Annotated in this window: 20 protein-coding genes; 8 read left to right on the forward strand and 12 right to left on the reverse strand. The window is 70.3% G+C overall.

All coding sequences use genetic code 11. The features are described 5' to 3' along the window. The 3 genes from AB0N02_RS35755 to AB0N02_RS35765 all read left to right on the forward strand — a co-directional run. Positions 1-277, forward strand: a 277-nt coding sequence (locus AB0N02_RS35755) for a DUF6313 family protein (RefSeq protein ID WP_363955869.1), incomplete at its 5' end; no start/stop codon positions are given. Next, positions 274-528, forward strand: coding sequence for a DUF6313 family protein (locus tag AB0N02_RS35760; RefSeq protein WP_363955872.1), 255 nt, complete (start codon positions 274-276; stop codon positions 526-528). The genes AB0N02_RS35755 and AB0N02_RS35760, both read left to right, overlap by 4 nt. A gap of 181 nt (positions 529-709) precedes the next feature. Continuing rightward, positions 710-919 carry a helix-turn-helix domain-containing protein gene (locus AB0N02_RS35765; RefSeq protein WP_363956226.1) on the forward strand — a complete coding sequence of 70 codons (210 nt, stop codon included), beginning with the start codon at positions 710-712 and terminating at the stop codon, positions 917-919. A gap of 76 nt (positions 920-995) precedes the next feature. Here the strand turns inward: AB0N02_RS35765 and AB0N02_RS35770 are convergent, their stop codons facing one another. From AB0N02_RS35770 to AB0N02_RS35785, 4 genes are all read right to left on the reverse strand, one after another. Further along, positions 996-1,739, reverse strand: coding sequence for a hypothetical protein (locus tag AB0N02_RS35770; RefSeq protein ID WP_363955875.1), 744 nt, complete (start codon positions 1,737-1,739; stop codon positions 996-998). A gap of 23 nt (positions 1,740-1,762) precedes the next feature. Then, positions 1,763-2,626, reverse strand: coding sequence for a hypothetical protein (locus AB0N02_RS35775; protein WP_363955882.1), 864 nt, complete (start codon positions 2,624-2,626; stop codon positions 1,763-1,765). A gap of 133 nt (positions 2,627-2,759) precedes the next feature. After that, positions 2,760-2,984, reverse strand: coding sequence for a hypothetical protein (locus tag AB0N02_RS35780; RefSeq protein WP_363955885.1), 225 nt, complete (start codon positions 2,982-2,984; stop codon positions 2,760-2,762). Between the two features lie 4 nt (positions 2,985-2,988). Next, positions 2,989-4,242, reverse strand: coding sequence for a hypothetical protein (locus AB0N02_RS35785; RefSeq protein ID WP_363955888.1), 1,254 nt, complete (start codon positions 4,240-4,242; stop codon positions 2,989-2,991). Positions 4,243-4,577: 335 nt separating this feature from the next. On the opposite strand from AB0N02_RS35785, the gene AB0N02_RS35790 reads away from it, so the two are divergent. Next, positions 4,578-5,516, forward strand: a complete 939-nt coding sequence (locus AB0N02_RS35790) for a hypothetical protein (RefSeq protein WP_363955891.1) — start codon at positions 4,578-4,580, stop codon at positions 5,514-5,516. A gap of 320 nt (positions 5,517-5,836) precedes the next feature. Further along, on the forward strand, positions 5,837-6,064 hold the full coding sequence (locus AB0N02_RS35795; protein ID WP_363955893.1) for a hypothetical protein: 228 nt from the start codon (positions 5,837-5,839) through the stop codon (positions 6,062-6,064). 146 nt (positions 6,065-6,210) lie between these two features. Here AB0N02_RS35795 and AB0N02_RS35800 read toward each other — a convergent pair whose 3' ends face one another. From AB0N02_RS35800 to AB0N02_RS35820, 5 genes are all read right to left on the reverse strand, one after another. Beyond that, a complete protein-coding gene (locus AB0N02_RS35800; RefSeq protein WP_363955896.1) occupies positions 6,211-6,516 on the reverse strand; it encodes a hypothetical protein in 306 nt (101 codons plus the stop codon). Between the two features lie 356 nt (positions 6,517-6,872). After that, positions 6,873-7,163: a hypothetical protein gene (locus tag AB0N02_RS35805; protein WP_363955899.1), complete on the reverse strand. Its 291-nt coding sequence runs from the start codon at positions 7,161-7,163 to the stop codon at positions 6,873-6,875. A gap of 1,867 nt (positions 7,164-9,030) precedes the next feature. Further along, entirely contained in the window at positions 9,031-9,384 is a 354-nt protein-coding gene (locus tag AB0N02_RS35810; protein WP_363955902.1) for a hypothetical protein, read from the reverse strand. Continuing rightward, positions 9,381-10,523: a tyrosine-type recombinase/integrase gene (locus AB0N02_RS35815; RefSeq protein WP_363955905.1), complete on the reverse strand. Its 1,143-nt coding sequence runs from the start codon at positions 10,521-10,523 to the stop codon at positions 9,381-9,383. Before AB0N02_RS35815 ends, AB0N02_RS35810 begins: the two co-directional genes overlap by 4 nt. A gap of 592 nt (positions 10,524-11,115) precedes the next feature. Next, entirely contained in the window at positions 11,116-11,316 is a 201-nt protein-coding gene (locus tag AB0N02_RS35820; protein ID WP_363955908.1) for a hypothetical protein, read from the reverse strand. A gap of 651 nt (positions 11,317-11,967) precedes the next feature. Here AB0N02_RS35820 and AB0N02_RS35825 point away from each other — a divergent pair. Together AB0N02_RS35825 and AB0N02_RS35830 are read left to right on the forward strand one after the other, a co-directional pair. Beyond that, on the forward strand, positions 11,968-13,152 hold the full coding sequence (locus tag AB0N02_RS35825; protein ID WP_363955910.1) for a methyltransferase domain-containing protein: 1,185 nt from the start codon (positions 11,968-11,970) through the stop codon (positions 13,150-13,152). Positions 13,153-13,273: 121 nt separating this feature from the next. Continuing rightward, positions 13,274-13,861, forward strand: coding sequence for a hypothetical protein (locus AB0N02_RS35830; RefSeq protein ID WP_363955913.1), 588 nt, complete (start codon positions 13,274-13,276; stop codon positions 13,859-13,861). Positions 13,862-14,093: 232 nt separating this feature from the next. Here the strand turns inward: AB0N02_RS35830 and AB0N02_RS35835 are convergent, their stop codons facing one another. From AB0N02_RS35835 to AB0N02_RS35845, 3 genes are all read right to left on the reverse strand, one after another. Then, positions 14,094-14,288, reverse strand: a complete 195-nt coding sequence (locus AB0N02_RS35835; RefSeq protein ID WP_363955916.1) for a helix-turn-helix domain-containing protein — start codon at positions 14,286-14,288, stop codon at positions 14,094-14,096. A gap of 207 nt (positions 14,289-14,495) precedes the next feature. After that, entirely contained in the window at positions 14,496-15,053 is a 558-nt protein-coding gene (locus tag AB0N02_RS35840; protein ID WP_363955919.1) for a hypothetical protein, read from the reverse strand. Between the two features lie 309 nt (positions 15,054-15,362). Continuing rightward, positions 15,363-16,166, reverse strand: a complete 804-nt coding sequence (locus AB0N02_RS35845) for a hypothetical protein (RefSeq protein WP_363955922.1) — start codon at positions 16,164-16,166, stop codon at positions 15,363-15,365. A gap of 243 nt (positions 16,167-16,409) precedes the next feature. Between AB0N02_RS35845 and AB0N02_RS35850 the strand changes: the two genes are divergently transcribed. Beyond that, a complete protein-coding gene (locus AB0N02_RS35850; RefSeq protein ID WP_363955925.1) occupies positions 16,410-16,634 on the forward strand; it encodes a hypothetical protein in 225 nt (74 codons plus the stop codon). The last annotated feature ends 120 nt before the right edge of the window (positions 16,635-16,754 follow it).

Raw genomic sequence — 16,754 nt, forward strand, 5'->3', positions numbered from 1 at the left:
CGCGCTCTTCGCCGCGGACGGGCTGCTGATCGGCTGGTCGACCGCGTACGAGGTGATGATCGGCATCACCTCGCCCGCGGACGTCGGGGCGCCGTGGGTGAGCTGGGCGGTCTCGCTTGTGGGCTGGCTGATGATTCCCGCGTTCGTGGGAGGAACGGCCGGCTACCTGCTGACCCGTCAGATCGACGCTCGCCGTACACGCTCGGAGGTGGATGTGGCCGAAGAACTACGTCAGCGGGCCCGCCCGCAACGCCGTCCGCGCGGAGGGCGCCGGTGAGAGCCTTGGCGAGGCTTTACGACGGAGACAAGGACGAGACACGGTTCTTCGAGATCTTCGTCCGGGAGGTCCACGGAGGGCAGTGGGATACCGCGGGAGACCACTGGGAACGTACGGTGGTGGAGTTCCTCGACACCAAGGAGATGGAGAAGCTGTCGGCGCCCCAGGCGACACAACGGGCCGAAAAGCTCGCGATGGGAACACTCTGGTACACCGCCAAGCGGTGGGGACGATGCCCGTGGTGTACGTGACGGCCTCGAGATGGGCGGCAAAGTGGACAAGCTGAGACACGCGCACCTGGCGGCGGTCTTGATCGCCCGTGCCTGTCCTCCACCACGTGAGGGCGAGACGTCCCCCATCTTCGAAGCGCTGGCGGCGTCCAAGGCGATCGTCCAGCTTGCCCGCACTCGCCCGGCGATCCGCGAAGAGGACATGGATCTGCTGGTGAGCGAGCACAGCCAAGGGGCGCCTCGGTACCTGACCGTGGCCGAGGTCGCGCTGATCCTGCGGGTGTCGAAGATGACCATTTACCGACTCGTGCACGCCGGGGACCTGGCGGCGATGCGGGTCGGACGCGGGTTTCGCATCCCCGAAGCATCCGTCACGGCCTATCTCAGCCAGTACCAGGACGCCATCGGCTGACGTGCCCCGCGCCGCCCGCTCCACGCGCACAAGCCCGCCTCGCCACGCTCCAGGAGCGGGACGGTGAGAGCCCCTTTCAGGCCGGGCGGGGCGGCAGGAGGTGCGCGCCGGGAATCAGCCGTACCGCTGCGGCGGCGTGAGCCGGGCATCCGACCTCGGCATATCCCAGGTGGGGCAGCTCCACCTGGGCGTCATCCAGATGCGTCGCGTCACACGGGATCTCTTCGGCGTCGTCGAGGATCGGGGGCCAGCCTCGCACCAGATCGCACGCCGCGCCGTAGCGGGTGGCGTCGTCGATCGCCTGCTGGGCGGCCTGTAGTGCGACGGCGGCGTGGGCCAGACGGTGCCGGGCGGCCGGATGCATCATGTGGTCGTCGTCGACCCCGGCCTGAACCTCCTGTTGCAGGCGGGCGACAGCCTCCAACAGCTCCATCAGGTACAGCGTCAGGTCGCCGGTTCTTCCGGCGTCGTCGTAGGTGTCCGGGCGGCGCAGGCATGGATCGGCCGGGCGGGCCTGCGGGCCGGTGCGCCCGGGGGTGGCCAGGCGGCGGCTGCAGATCGTCACCACGGGGATGGCCAGCAGCGGGCGGCCGCCGTCGTCAGCTGCGGGGCCGGTGGCGATGCGTTCGCCGGGCCTGGCCACCCCGCCGTGTTCCCCTGCGGGCAGGTGGGTGTGCTCGACCACGACCGCCCACTCGGCGTCCGGGGCCGAGCCGGGTTCGATCTCGTCGTGGCCCACGTAGACCGGGGCGTCCGACGGTGCTTCCTGGACGGCGGCGGCCAGCTCGGCGGCGGTGGCGACGATGCGCAAGGAGGGCACGGGTCCTCTTCCGGAGTGAGATGTCAACGCTGCGTTGACACGGTGGGTGTAGTGCGGGCGGCGAGCCGCTCAGCGCGCTGGGCCGCGCCCTGGCGGGTGGTGCCCAAAGCCTGGCCGATCCGCGCCCACGCCACCTCCTGCTCACGCAGCCCGCTGATCAGCGCCAGCTCGACGCCGTCCAGGTCGGCCAGCGCGGCCTCCAGTTCGGCCCGCACCACCGGCGCCAGGGTGAGCGCGGCTTGGTGCACAGCCAGACCGGGGTCGGGGTCGGCGGCCGCCGCGGCGAGCGCTTCCTGGGCGGGCATCGGCTGCAGGTGCCGCTCCCAGGCGGCGCGGTGCTCGCCGGTGGCGTAGCGGGCGGTCAGGTACTCGGCCGCCCAGGTGCGATCCCCGGGCCGGGCCTCCTCAAGGTCGTCTTCGAGGAAGGCGGCCAGGCCCCCGCCTCCGCGGCGCAGCAGCCGTTCGGCCAGGCTCCGCGAGTGGGTGTAGCCGCCCTCGGCAGTCAGCAACCGGGCGGCGAGGGCGGCTTCGCGTTCGTCGAGCGGCCGGTCGGGGTGGTCGGTCGCGTCGACGGCCTGGTCGATCTGCCAGGCCACGGCGGCCTCGTAGGCGTAGCGGTCCTCGCCGGGCCGGGTGGTGCGCAGGTGGCGCACCGCCTGCACGGCCAGGGCGTCGTCCTGGACGGTCCGGCGCAGGCGGAGCAGGTCCGTCTCCAGCCCGGCTCGCTGGGCGAGCGGGACGAGGTAGGTCTTCATCCGGCCTGTCGCGGGTCCGTTGTTCCAGTTCAGGCTCCACTGGTTGCGGTCGTCGTAGACGGCCTCGACGGGCACCCCCGAGACCCGGGACAGGTCGCGGGCCAGGCGGTGGATCTGCGTCGAGCGGCTCACGGGGCCCTCCAGCGGCCTGATCAGCGAAGAAGCGGTGTCAACGCCATGTTGACATGAAGTATGAAGGTGGTCTCGGAGAACCGGGATCCCGCCCGCCTGAAGTCAACGACTCGTTGACTTCAGGCGGGCATGGTCAGGCGGCCCGGCCAAGCAGGTGGCGCAGCCACGCCGGATCGTGGCCGGTGGCGATGAAGACGGCGAGCTCGTCGGGTGGGAGGCTCTCGTCGTACAGGCTCGCGAGGAGCTCGGCGTCGCCCGCGCCGCACAACGGGCACCGCTCGATGTGGGTGACCATCGCGTGTACCTGCTCGGCGGTGAACGTCCCCGCGCTGTCCTGATCGGCCTGTTCGCCCGTCATGCTTCTACTTCTTCCCCGTGGCGCGTAGCGCGGCCTCGGCGGCGGCCCGCTGGGTCCGCTCGTGGGCCAGTGCCTGCTGGGCCGCACCGGTCTCGGCGCGGGCGGTGGCCACCTCGACGGCGTGGGCCTGCTGGGCTTGAGCCAGCTCGGCGCGCACGGCATCGAGTTGTGCGCGCAGGTCGCCGGCCTGCTCTGTCAGTTCCTGCCGTACCCGGGCGGACTCGGCGCGGGCCTGTTCGGTCTGGGACTGCTCGACGGCGTGGGCCTGCCGAGCTTCGGCCAGTTCGACGGCGTGGGCCTGGCGGGCACCGGCGAGTTCGGTGCGCAACGTCTCGACCTGGCCGGTCAGCTCCTGGCGCACCTGGCGCACCTCGGTGGCGTGTTGTGCGCAGGCGGCCTCGACACGGGCATCGGCAGCGGCGACCATCGCCGCGGCGTCGACGCGGATCTGCTCGACCAGGGCGGCCTGTTCGGCCTGGGCCTGCTGGGCGCTTTGCTGAGCCTGCCGAGCGGCCTCGGCCTGCTCGCGCGCGGCGGCCAGGTCCCGCTCCAGGGCTCGGTTGGTCTTGTCCAGCTCCCGGTTGGTCTTGGCCAGCGCCTCGGCCCGCTCGAACTCCTTTTGCTGCAGGGCCAGGGCGTGGGTGGCGGCGGCGGTCTGGTCGGTGGCGCGCTGCTCGGCGGCGGCGCGCCGCCCCTCGTGCTCGAAGGTCTCCCGCCAGACGGCGGTGACCTGCCGCTCGCGTTCGGCCTCGGCGTCGCGGGCCAGGCGCTCGGCGACCTTGCGGGCCTGTTCGGCCTGCTCCTTGTCGGCGACGGCGGCCTGGGCCTGCCGTGCGGCACGGTCGCGGTCGGCCTCGGCGACCGCGGCCCGCCGCAGCGCCTCGGCGGCCGCACTCTCGGCGGCCTCGATGCGGGCCACCGCAGCGGTACGCACCTCCTCGATGCGGTCGGTGTGTGCGGTCAGCGCCTCGTGCAGCACGGCCAGGTCCTGACTCAGGGCGGCGGTGGCGGCCAGCACCGGCGCGCCGGCCGCACCGTAGGCGGCCAGCACCCCGTCGACTCCCGCGGCGGTGGTGGCGCGCCGCTCCTCGGCGGCCTTCTGCTTGCAGGTCTTGCCGTCCTCCCACACCCGATCCGGCGGCCCGCAGTACTCCCTGGGGCGACCAGACCCGGTGTAGTTGATGCGCCGCTCGCACTGGCTGTAGCCGCAGGCCCGGCCGGGCTGCTCGGTCTGCTCTTCCTCGGTGTTCTCCGTCACACCCTCACTCTAGCAAGCTTTCGTTTTAATGTAAGTTGAAAGTGATTCTTAGTTTTGATAAGTCGAAACTATGTGATCTAGATTTCATGATCAGATTCTCTGTGAGGCTGTACAGCTCTCTAACGCGCGATTCTGGGTTAGAGAGGAGAAGGGACCCAGATAAGCAAGATCGACATACAGGGGTGGTCTCAGACGCGCAGGGAGGGTTCTGCAGACCGAACCTCGACCAGGAAGACCCGGTCCTGATGATCACCTCACGCGATCTTTGAATCCACCCGGGCGTCGTTGGCTCACCCCTGCCCGAGCGGTGGGTATGGGACGCAGGAAAGGACGCCATGGCGGACTTGACCGCAGTGATCAGGGGGAAGGAGGTCGCGACGCCGGACAAGCGCCCTCGCGGGCCGCAACCGCACTGGCGGCCCCGCCGGGAGACCCTGCGGGTGCTGACGGCGGTCGAGGCCGTTCTGGAGCGCTACCACGATCACCTGCCCGTCTCGCTGCGCCAGGTCTTCTACGTGCTCCTGGGCGACGGTGTGCTGGACAAGTCGGAGCGCTCATATAAGCGGATGTGCGAGTACGTCGGCATGGCCCGCCGCTCGGGCCGTATCGCCTGGGAGGCGATCCGCGACGACACCCAGATCGCCGTGGACGCCCCGCCCTGCTTCACCGGCCCGGCCGGCTTCTGGGCGGCCGTCGCCTCGGCCGCCGACGACTACCGCGTCGATCGGCAGTCCGGCCAGCCGGTCCGGCTGGAGTTGTGGTGCGAAACCGCGGGTATGGTCCCGCAGCTGGCCCGGATCGGCGAGCAGTTCGGCATCTCCCGCTTTTCCGGCGGCGGGTTCGACGGCCTGGCCGGCAAGCACGACGCGGCCGTCCGAGCCGCGGCCGGGGGCACCAGAACCCGGGTCCTCCATGTCGGCGACCGAGATCCCAGCGGGGAGCACGTGTTCGCGGCGCTGGCCCAGGACGTGGCCGCATTCGCCGCGGCCGCCGACGTTGAGGTGGAATTCGAGCGCGTGGCCGTCACCGCCGAGCAGGTCGCGACCTACCGTCTGCCGACCGCGCCGCCCAAGGCCAGTGACCGCAGGTCGTTTTCCGGCACGGCCACCACGCAGGCCGAGGCTCTGCCGCCCGACGTCCTGGCCGCCATCGTGCGCGAGGCCATCTGGGCGCATCGCGACCCTGAGATCCATCGCCAAACCCTCGCCCGAGAGGAAGCTGAGCGCCGCGCGATCCGCCTCGCCGTCGGCCGCTGGCACGCTGCCGGGCGGTGAAGGAAGCGGGGTCGTCTGGTCAGACTTTCGGCAGGTTTCCGGAGGGTATCCCGCGGCCGACATGGCCCGCTCACCGTGTTCGCCCTCCCCGGGGCGTCCTGGCCGTCGGCGTCCCGGGCCTGCGCCCGCACCGGCTGTTTCATGAACGAATTCAGCTGATTGTGCTATTTCGCCGCAGCGGGTGGTCATGCGACGGTGGGCCTCAGCGATAGGGCCGCCGTCGCGTGCCGGCAGCGGGTGCGCCTGGCTGAGCGGTGTGAACCGTCGTCTCCGGTGTGGCGCAGCGCGACCTCGTGGCCTCGGCGACACAGGAGGTCTGCATGGGAACCGGTGACGATCTGCGGACCTGGTGGGAGCGTTATCGCGGCCGCAGCGAAAAGCAGAAGCAGACGACCACCATGTGGTGGCTGTTCACCGGGCTGGCGGTCAACGCGACGCTCTCCTGGCACGAGGGATGGTTTGTCTGGACTGCGGTCGTGGGGCTGGCCGCGCTCGTTGTCGCCGTGGTGATCTGCGTGGACTACTACGGGCGGCCGGGCGGCAGGTAGCGGGGTGGGCCCGCAGCTGGGGCGAACCGTCTCTACCGGCTCTCCTCGCGCGCACGCGCGTAGACCCCTGCAAAAACTGCAGAAATTCCGTCTGTGGGCCCCGTGCGCGTGCGCGTAGGAGTGTCCGGAAAGCCCGGGAAAGACGGCTACGACTCCTGTGCGGGGAAGTGCCGCTCCAGGATCTGCGCCCATTCGGGCAGCACCACGAAGCCCCCGCCGGCGGCCCGCCGCGTGGCCTGGAGCTCGGCCAGTTCGGCGAGCGCGGCGACGAACGGGGTGGCGCGCTGGTCGACGGGCAGCGCGTTCAACGCCTGCTGCAGCCGGGCGTAGGCGGCGGGGAAGGCCTCCCGCGCCCACTCCTCTTCCCGGCGGACCTCCTCGGCGCTCTCCTGCACCTGCTGCATCCACTGCAGATGGTCAGCGCAGTCGGGCGTGTGCCAGGTCTGGGTCACCCCTGGTGTGGTCGGGATGATGAGCAAGGTGTTGCCGCCCCCGCCTCCAGCCTGGCACGTAGGACACAGCACCGTTTGGACTTCGTGACGCACCTGATCGGACACCGGGGGATCACCTCGCAGACGGCCCGGGGAGGCCGGGACGAAAAGGCCATTGTGCGCCGACCAGTCGGCCGCCGCCAGCCCTCGTCCCATCGCGCGCCCGCGCATAAAGGCATGCGGAAACTACGACCCTCCGGCCTGCACGTGCTCTGGGCCGACGTCGGCACGGCGCATCCATCGAACGGGACGGGGCGCGGCCGTGTGGTTCACCCCGGTGCCGCGGTTCTTGACCGTCGACGTCGGCCAGGCGGCCGTCAGCCGGACCAGGGATGCTGCTCGGCGTGCTCCAGCATCCTCAAGGCCTCCCGCAGCTGCCGGCGCATCGGCTCGGTCCACCGGCGGATGTCGGGGCGGGGATCGGCGAACGGGTCGAGCCACTCCTCGTCGGGACCGAACAGGTCGTCTCCCGTGCCGACGCGGCACTTCTTGCCGAGCGGGCCGTACGCCATGTCCTCGGGCTCGATGCGGTACCAGTTCTCATCGCCGTCCCACCTGATCGCGATGGAGTGCTCATACCGGCTGATCCGGATCTCGGGGGGTTCCATGCGCGGCAGCCTGCCAGACGGCACCGCCGGACTCCTGCCCAACAGCGCCGCCGACTCTCACGTGCGCCCGCGCGTAGACCCCTGCCAAAAATGACAAAACCCTCCCCGCGCACCCGCGCGTAAGTGGCTCCCGAAACTCCCGAAACGATGTCGCACCCGCACACCACGGCGTGCTCCTGGCCGTCGTCGTCGAGGCGCGCGACGTCGACCAGGCGGCGGCGCCCAGAGCTTCTGCAGCGGCCAGGAGCACCGCCCGCTCGAGGACGCCCGCACCAGGGGTGGCGCATCCTGCTGGGCTCGTTCGCTGCGGCGACCACCGTGGTGGTCGGCCACCACGACGGCGGCTCGGCGCATACCGGTACGGCTCAGCGCGGCACCCCGGCGCGGGCCGGGCCCGCAGTCGCCCGCCGTGTCTTGGGCCCGTACGGCGCCGGTCTTTTTTGTACGGGTGTACGTGCCCCTGCGAGCAGGCGCGGCCGTGCCGGGCGGCCACGGTAAAGGTGCCGATCCCCGGTCAAGGAGCGTTGCCCGTCACCGGTTCGGCCTCGCGCGCACGCACACGTAAGGCGGCCCCGAAACGCTCAAAACCCGTCCAGTGCCCCGCCGCCGAGGCGGGTGGTGGCGAGCTGGCCAGTCGGACGCGAACCAGTCTCCGCCCCTCGCACCGGCGCCGCGATCCTTGCTCTTGCCGGTCCCGCCGAAGGCCTCGCGCGTGCGCGTAGGGCGCTCCGAAAACTCCGAAAATCCCGGTGTCGTGTCCCATCCCGGCGCATGGCCCGGCCGCGGCCGCACCCCTCGTGAGCTGCCCGTAGAGCGTTAACTCCGCTTTATCTACTAACTTGCTCCGGGATGATCATGGAAAGTCGGCGGCGACCGTCACTCTGGACTGATGCCTGAAGGAGCGGCGAAGGCCTCGCGCATGCGCGTAAGGCACTCCGAAAACCCCTAGCTCTTCTGCCCTCGCTCGCCCCGGCCTGGGGCCAGATCAAGCCGTCAGCGCCGCCCGCGGGCAAGTCCCCTACGGCGGTTGCCCGGGTCGGTGGCCGCGGGGGACTTGCGGGCGGGCAAGCGACGGCTACGCTTCCTGGCCCGGCCGGGGCGCAGCGCTCCGGCGAAGGTCCTCAGTGCGGGTCTTGAAGTCTCGGTAGTACGGGGTTGAGGAACCTGGGGACAGCCGTTGGCGCTGAGAAGGATCATGAATCTCGGTTCGGTGGGCATACCGGACAGAACTACGACTCTGTCCGGTCACGCGGCGGCGTCATCCCAGCCCAACGCTCCGTACTGGTTCCCCCGCTGATTCGGTCTCGTGGACCGCTCGGCAGCAGAGCGCCGAAACCTGCCCTCTCCGAACGGCACAACAGACCGTGTTGCATCGGCCATTGCCCCTTTCCGGCTTACTTGGTCTGCCCTCCGAGCAGGGACAACACCACAAGATCGTTCTCGGCGCCAACGGCTGTTCTCAGGTTCCTCAACCCCGTAGTAGGCGCACTCGGCGGTGTGCGCTGTTTGGACGAGCACGCCGTTGTCGTTCCATATGAGGATGGAGGCCAGGCTCTTCCCAAGGTCGTCATAGCCGCCGGTCGCCTCGCAGATCGGGCACAGGCGAACCGGCGGAGCAGGCTCGTCGGCGGTCACTCCTTCACCCTCACTGCCCGGCCCTTCTTCCGCAAGGCCTCGCACGCGCGCGTAGGGGTGTCGTGAAAGTCGTGAAAGTCCGCCGCCCGCCCATCCGAGCAACGCGGTCGGCGGGCATCGCGTGCGCGCGTAGGGATCCTGGCGAAACTGGCGGAACCCACCACCGTGTTCCTCACGCGCGTGTGCGCGCGAATGCCTCGCGAAACTCGCGAAACTCTCCCCGGGAGCGGAGTCAGGCCGTGGTGTTCGCGGGGCCGTCTCCGCCGTCCGCAGGCGCGTCCTGCTCCGTGGTGGGGAACAGCTCCAGCTGCTCGCCGGGCGGCTCGTGCCCGGTGAGCTTCAGGCACCGGCGGCACGTCACCGGCCCGCGGTCCGGATGGGCCGCACCCGGATCCCACCCGCTGACACCCACTTGGCACGCGGGGCCGGGCATCCGTTCCTCGGCGAACCAGCGAGTCATGGCCACCTCGTGAACGATGCCCGACGACCGGACCCGAAGGTTGGAGCCGTCAGCGTAGGCGGAGCGCGCCGCAGCGGCGATCACAGCGAGCGCCGCATACACCTCCGGCGTCTCCGACGCGGTCACAGGCCCACTCCGCGCATCGGGTTGTCGCGCCATTTGTCGGCGGTGCGGATGTAGCCGTGCACCACCGGGGATTTCTCCGACCACCGGCCGTGCCGGGCGATCGCCGAGACCGGCGCCCCGGCCTTGGCCGCGGCGGTGGCGCCGCCGGCGCGCAGCGAGTGCGCACTGAACGTCTCGGCGTTGGGCAGCCCGGCCCGTACGGCGGCGCGGCGCACCAGCAGGTTCAGCCCGTGCCCGCTCATCCGCGTCACGGCCTTGCCTGCGGCCCCGGTGGTGCCGGTGAGGCGGCCGTGCCGGTCGACGCCGCGCAGCAGCGGCCCGCTCGTGACGCCGTACTCGGCCAGGGCGGCGATCCAGGCCTGCACCACCCGGACCGGGCAGGTCTCGGAGTGCGAGCCGTAGGGCAGCGGCACGGTCTCGCCGAGCGCGTCCTGGTCGGTCTTGGACCGGCCGATGAACACCTCCAGCCCGTCCGCCGTGAGAGCGACGTCACCGATGTCGAGCGCGGCCAGCTCCGAGCGACGACCCATCAACGCGAACCCCAGCACCAGCGCGGCCCGGTCGCGCAGGCCCGCCAGGGTGTCGGGCGCGGTGGCGTCCAGCATCCGGCGCAACGCGTCGAGTTCGGCCGGGGGTGCCTTGCGGGCGCGCTTCCCGGCGTCGGCCTGCTGGCGGCGGTAGGCACGCAGCGCCAGCCGGGCCGGCCGGGCGTCCGCGGTGGTTCCGGCGAGCTTGTGCCGGGACTGGATGCACGCCAGCGCCCGCTCCACGGTCGACGGCGCGGGCAACCTGCCGGTGCGGGTGGGGGTGGCGGCCAGGTGGGTGACGTACTCGGCCAGCGTCTCGGCGGTGGCCGGCAGCGGCGTACGGCCGTGGGTGGCGCACCAGGTGGTGAACGCACTCCAGTCGCGGGCGTAGGCGCGGCCGGTGGTGGTGGCGAACCCGTCGGCGACCCGGGCGCGCGCGGCCGCCGACAGCGCCCGGTCGGCGTCGCCTTCGGGGCGCTCGTCCGGGACGGGCGGGCCATACCCGCCGGAGGGCCGGGCGGGCAGCACGCTCCCCGTGAGCAGATCCGGCCCGGGGGCCGGTTCAGGGGTGAGGGGGATGAGCACCGGTCCTCCGCAGGTCGGGGTGATCATGGATTCTGGGTTGCGATAAGGCATATTATCGCAACCCAGATTGGAGACGGAGGGAACCGACACGCCCCGGCGTCGACCGGCCCGCGCCGACACGCGACGCCATACCGCCGTGGCGACCGTGCCGGGCAGGCCGTGCCAGTGTGGTCAGCGAAATGTCCGGCGCTCGCCGCGGCGATCCCCGCGCGGCGCGGGGTTTGCGCCTCCTACGACCGAGCGGTGTTGTCATCCCTCATGTGTTGGCGCTCACCAACGGTGCGAGGGCTCGCGGGATGTAAGGGTTTCCGCAGCCTTTCGCAGGGTTGCCCTGCTCGCCGGGGCGCGTCGGCGGCCGCCGGTTGAACTCCATACCGGGCGCCGAGGCGGGCGGGGCGGCCTTTAGGCTGTGCGCTCATGCGCGGCCCCCGCCCCCCGGGAGGGTTGAGCAACAAGACGGCGGGGAAGGGTGATCGGCGCGCAAAGGCCCCAGGCCAAACCTCCTCCTTTGGTGTCAGGGTGCCTGCGATCTCGATAAAGCGGGCATCTGGCGCCACAAGGCGGCCTAGCCTGGGGCCTTGCACTACCCGTGCGTCACGCCTGGACTGTCATCCAGCGGCTATCTGAAGAAGGCCAGGCACGCGGCGGCAACCGCGATGACAACGCACAGGCGGATGGTCCGGGGTGTGCTGTCGACACACTCCCGGACCGTCCGCGCGATCTCCCCGATCCAGGAGGGGACCTCCGGCTCGGGCAGGCGCTCCCGCGCAGGGGGCGGCGCCTCCTCCGGGTCGGGAGGGGCGGGTGAGGTGGTGCTCATCGAGTTCCTTTCGCTGTAATCGTTGAATATGAACTTTTCGCCGTATATACGGCGAAAGGCCCGCCGGGTCCTGTTTCCACACGTGGAGGACCATGGCGAGCCTGGGCAACGCGTCCGGAAAACGGCACAAGGCAGCGCAGCACGCAGGCCCGGTCCCACTTCCGGAGTTGTTCGATCACACTCAACAGTCACGGGTCAGGCTGCGCAACCGATTCCGCACACTCCGCGACAGCTCACCCTTCGTGACTGAAGGGTTACATAATGAGAGATTCGGCGATTCCCCGGCCCCGCCTGCCGACATAAGCCCTGAGCTGCACCGATACCCCGTCACGACGAAAAAAGAAGGCACAGCACGTCCTCGCGGCCCGTGAAGCGCGGATTACGACCAGAGCAACAATTCAGCTTCCCGAACCACTGGCCGACGCCAGGCCGACGCCCGGCAGGCGCGTGAAGTGTCTCCCTGTGGTCACCGGGTGCGACGTTACGCTTACCGGTGAATGCTCCGCGTCAGGAGCCCGGCCTGGGAAGGACGGCGCGCATGGGGACCCACGAAGGCAAGCCCTCGGAAGATGAGGAGTTCGCCCCTGCCGAGCTGACGCCGGCGCAGCTGGACGGCGATGCACCGCCTGGCCAGCACGAGAAACCGGCGAAGTGACCGTCGTGCGGGCAGGGCAGCAAGAACTTCGTGATCTCCTGCTGGAGACGGGGGCGCTGTCTGACGACTGGGTGGCGGCCTACGAGGCGGTTGCTCGGGAGCTGTTCCTGCCCGAGGTGATCTGGCCCGACGACGGCCGCACGGTCACCGTCTCCAAGACTGACGATCCCGAGGAGTGGCGGCGGTGGGCTTACACGAACGTTCCCATCGCCACCCAGTGGGACGACGGCCACCACACCGGCACCGCCCCCGGCACGCTGGCCAGCAGCTCCAGCTCCGCGCCCAGCGTCGTGTTCACGATGCTCGCCGCCCTGTCGGTGGCCGACGGCGCGAAGGTGCTGGAAGTGGGCACGGGGACCGGCTGGTGCGCTGCCTTGCTGTCGGCCCGCCTTGGCGAGTCGAACGTCGTCTCCGTCGAGGTCGACCAGGCGGTGGCCGAGGTCGCGCGCAAGGCACTGGCGGATGCCGGGTGGCATCCGCAGGTCGTCGTCGGTGACGGCCTGCTCGGCTGGCCGGACCGGGCGCCGTACGACCGGGTGCTGGTGACTGCCGGGGTTCGGGAGGTTCCTCACACCTGGATCGAGCAGACCCGGCCCGGCGGGGTGATCGTGCTGCCCTGGGGCACCCGCTACAGCGGGCAGAACGCCGTCGTGCGCCTGGTCGTGGCCGACGACGGCACCGCGAGCGGGCGCTTCAGTGGCGCCACCCGGTTCATGCACGTGCGCTCCCAGCGCGGCACCTGGCCCCGCCACCGCGACTACCTGCCCGGCGGAGGCTGGCCCGAGGGCACCCGCCGCTCGACCACCGCGCTCACTCAGGACGAGGTCCTTTCCGACGACTCCTACGCGGCGGTGGAGTTCGTGTTCGGCCTGCTGCTGCCCGAGTGCGTCTACACCTACGGCCGCAGCCCGCGCGGCACCATGACGATGTGGCTGTACGGCCTGGGCGACCGGTCCTGGGCCGCGGCCTACTTCGACGAGGACGACCCCGCCGCCTCGCGGGTCTACCAGGGCGGGCCGCGTAGCCTGTGGGACGAGGTCGAAGCCGCCCACCGCTGGTGGAGCGAGCACGGCCGACCAGGGCATGAGGAGTTCGGGCTGACCATCACCGCCGACGGCCGTCAGCAGGTATGGCTGGGCGAACCGTCCGCGCTCGTGCCGCAGGCCGTTCCCGCCCGCTGAGCGACGAGCGCCCCGGAGAAACCCTATGAGCAACGACGCCAGGTCCCACGCTCAAGTCTGTACGGGTCCCCATCAGGTAGGGCGGCAGCCGGGGGCGGGTCACGTCGAGGGATGGTGCCACGTGGATGAGGCCGCGTTCTTGTCTCGGGCCAACTGCGATGACGCCGTCCGCGCCTACCACGCCTATCACGAGGCCGAGCAGGACACCGCCGTCGTGCAGAAGATCGGGCGCGGTCAAAACCGCACCGCCTACCTGGTCGGCGGAATTGTCTACAAGATGGATGGGTGGCCGCCGGAGAACGTGCACGACCATCAGATCCTGCAAAGGGCCCGCCGCGCCGGGATGCCGTGGGCGCCGCCGTCCGCGCTGTTTGAGCTGGAGGACAGCAACGGCCGCAAGGAGTACGTCATGGCCATGCCGTACTTCGTCAACGACGGCAGCGCCCCCGACCCCGAGGCGATGGCGCTCATGCGTGCGCAGACCAACAACCAGCCCGGTGATACGAACTACCGAGTTGTCGAGGGGAAGCCCATCGTGATCGACGCCGGTGACATCGAGAAGGACGACCTCGGCTTCTGCCAGAGGCCGACCGCAGTCGATGGTGACGGTCAGCCCACTGCCACGTGCCGGGCTCCGGCCGCGGTGGTGCGGTTCGGCCACCGGGTGCGGCTGCTCTGTGCTGCCTGCGCTTCCACGCAGGGCCGGTAACCAGCCTGTTCTGAGCCACCACGGCGGCGCTGACCTTCCCTCGGCTGCACGAGCCCGGGAAGGGGGCAGCTTGGCGGCGGCCGCGCCGAGGCGCTCACGGCCGGGCTGGGCCTCCTGGGGTGGCTCCGGAAAAAGTTTGCATTCTGAGACGACGAACATTCGAGGGGACGGCGGTCTGGAACATCTGGCCCTGTGCGGAGAAGGTACGGGGGCCACCATGCTTGTACCTCGGTCAGGGGTGGGGCGGCGGGGCGAGGCCGAGCAGGGCGGCGAGCTTGGCCGTGGGGATCCGGATCGCTCGGCCGACGCGGAAGGACGGGATGTCGCCGCGGTGCACGGCGTCGTAGGCGGCGTCGCGGTGGACCCCGAGGACTTCGGCGGCCTCGGTGACGGTCATGGTGGCTCGATCGGGCAGCGCGTTGCTCATGGGGCCGATGCTTACCGAAAACGACGGCTTAGCGCAGCTTCCGGCCGCCGCAGGCCGATCCCGTCCGAGGTTCGGCCAGGTCGGAACGTACGCCAGCAGAGGAGTTGGCGGGAAAGCCAGCCTTTTAGCCAGCGGAAACGACGGCGAGAAGAACGCGGTGTGAGCAGGCGCGGCGCGGCGGGATTGTCCCTTGCCTGAGCCCGTGCGTTACAGCACAGCCCGCAGGGTGGTGCCGTCCCAGTACAGGTGGAGGGCGTTTGTCCAGGCTGGTGGATAGTTCGGCAGTGGAACGGCTTCGGGGACGGAGGGGCCAGGGAGAGGTTCCCCGCTGGCGCCATTGACCCAACTGGTGGTGAGGGGGGTGGGAGTCCAGGTGGGGTCGCCGATGAGGACTGCGGCTATGTTTTGCGGCTGGAAGACGAGCACACCGCCGGGAGTGGGAATGCGCCATTCGCGTTCCCAACTGAAGTCCATCAGCCGCTGCCCGTCGTTGCGGATCGGGTTGCCCCAGACCCTCACCTCGGGAGGCCAGGTCTCGTGGACTGCTTCGGGTGGGTAGGCGATACCGCCGCCTCCGGCCGCGATCACATCGGCGCGCCGGAACAGCACGCCCCAGGGCGCCATCCCCCGGTCGGTCAGCATGTGCAGCAGGTGCGGGCCGGGACTTTCCGACAGGCACACCGCCGGGGTGCTGGCGCGAAACGGGACGAATCCGCGGAGCGTCCGCGTGGAGAGGATCATGTCCAGTCGCTGCTGCGGCGTCATGGTCCTGATCTCGGCGGGGACCCCCGGGGTCGCCTTTGAGAACGCCCTGCGGCCGCAAAAGTGGATGAGAAGATCGCTTTGGCCCGGGCCGGTTGGCATGAGAAGTGGCGGCAACACGACAGCAGCAGGTTCCGACATGCCCCCTATGTTCTCCTGCCAAACAGCCCGTTGTTACGCCCTCCAGCGCGCCCATCACGCTGAAGCGAGTCATCCGTCTCGTCGGCCAGCTTCTACCCCCAGCTGGTCTGCCCCTGGCCCGCTGGCGGGAGAAAGAGTCTTCCTGCCACGGGCACAAGGGCTGGAGCCGGATCAGGTGATACGTCGGGCCAGGTCCTGGACCGCTCCCCGGCCGGTCAGCTCCACCTGCGCTTCCATGGTGCGCATCAACCGCCCGAAGATGGTCGGGTCCTTGGCCACGATCCGGTCGGCCAGCTGCTTGACCGCCTCTGCGCCGGTCATCGCGACATGCCCTTCCATTTCCCGCAGCATCCTGGCCGTCAGAAGCGGATCGTTGGCGACGATCTGGTCGGCCAGCTCGCGGACACGCTCGCGGACCACCTGCGCGACGTGGCCCTCCATCTGCTGCTGAAGCCGCACGGCCACCATGCTCGGCAGCGGCTGGCCGACCACGGCGGACTGCCTCGGTGTTGGCGACGACACCGAAGGCCTGCGGTTGAGTTCTTCGCGCAGCGCGGCCAGTTCGGCGGCCTGTGTCGCCAGGGCCTGTTGCAGTTGGGTGATGGATTCACGCAGCTCGGCCACCTCGCTGGGCCGGGGGGCTGGCGCTCGGGATTCGGCCAACGCGACCGCTTCCCAGGCCACCTCCCACTGGGCGAGCTCGGCGCCCGTAGCGCCGAGCTCGTGGACCAGAGCCAGGGTGAAGCTCTTGCCTGGCAGCCTCTCTCCCCGCAGTGCCCGCGAGATCGTGCTGCGGCTCAGCGGCAGCTTGTGGTGCCTGGTCTGCTCTTGCAGCAGACGATGGGACGGCTGGCCGGCTCGGATCCACAACAGCTTCAGGGCTGCGGCCAGATCGGGCACGGTGGCGATGGCCGCCACATCGAGGAGAGCGGGAGCAGCGGCGGCGTTCGCGGTGCTGTCGGGTAGTAGCGACATGTCCTGCCCTTCGAGCCGTACGACTGAATCCCACGGCTCACCCTAGAGCAGCTGGCCCAGATTGGCTCACGAGTGTGGGACGCAGGCGGGAGGCTGTCTCCGTCCGGGCCGCGCTGGCTCGTAATTGGCCTGCGATCGGCCCACTGTCTGGTTGGACAGGACTGGACTCGGCTGTGCTGAAGGCGTAGCAGCAGACGCCGCGAGCGCGACCAGCGCGTTCGCTCCGAGTCGAAAGAACAGCCCATGCAAACCCATGACCTCCTGGCCAGCCTCGATCTCCTGAGGGGCCTGGTGGAGCTGACCACGGCGGGCGTTGGCCTGTACGGCGGCCTCGTCCTGGCACTTGGTGCCCGCTCGCGTGCCCGAGGCGGTGACCACAATCGGACCGCACCGTCGCAAACCATGCAGGACACCAACGATCACGCCAGCGACGACCACGGGGCCGATGACCCGGGCCTTCCAGCGTGAGCGCACACTCGTAGCAGACGCGCCGGAACATGGCCACAGGGCGTGCTCCAGCGACTCATGCTCAGGCTGGAAGAAGCTTCAACTTGCCGCGGTCGGCGAGCGGGACGGGGCGTGGCTTCG

It is taken from the genome of Streptosporangium sp. NPDC051022, from assembly GCF_040683035.1.
In the GTDB taxonomy this organism is placed as follows: Bacteria; Actinomycetota; Actinomycetes; order Streptosporangiales; family Streptosporangiaceae; genus Streptosporangium.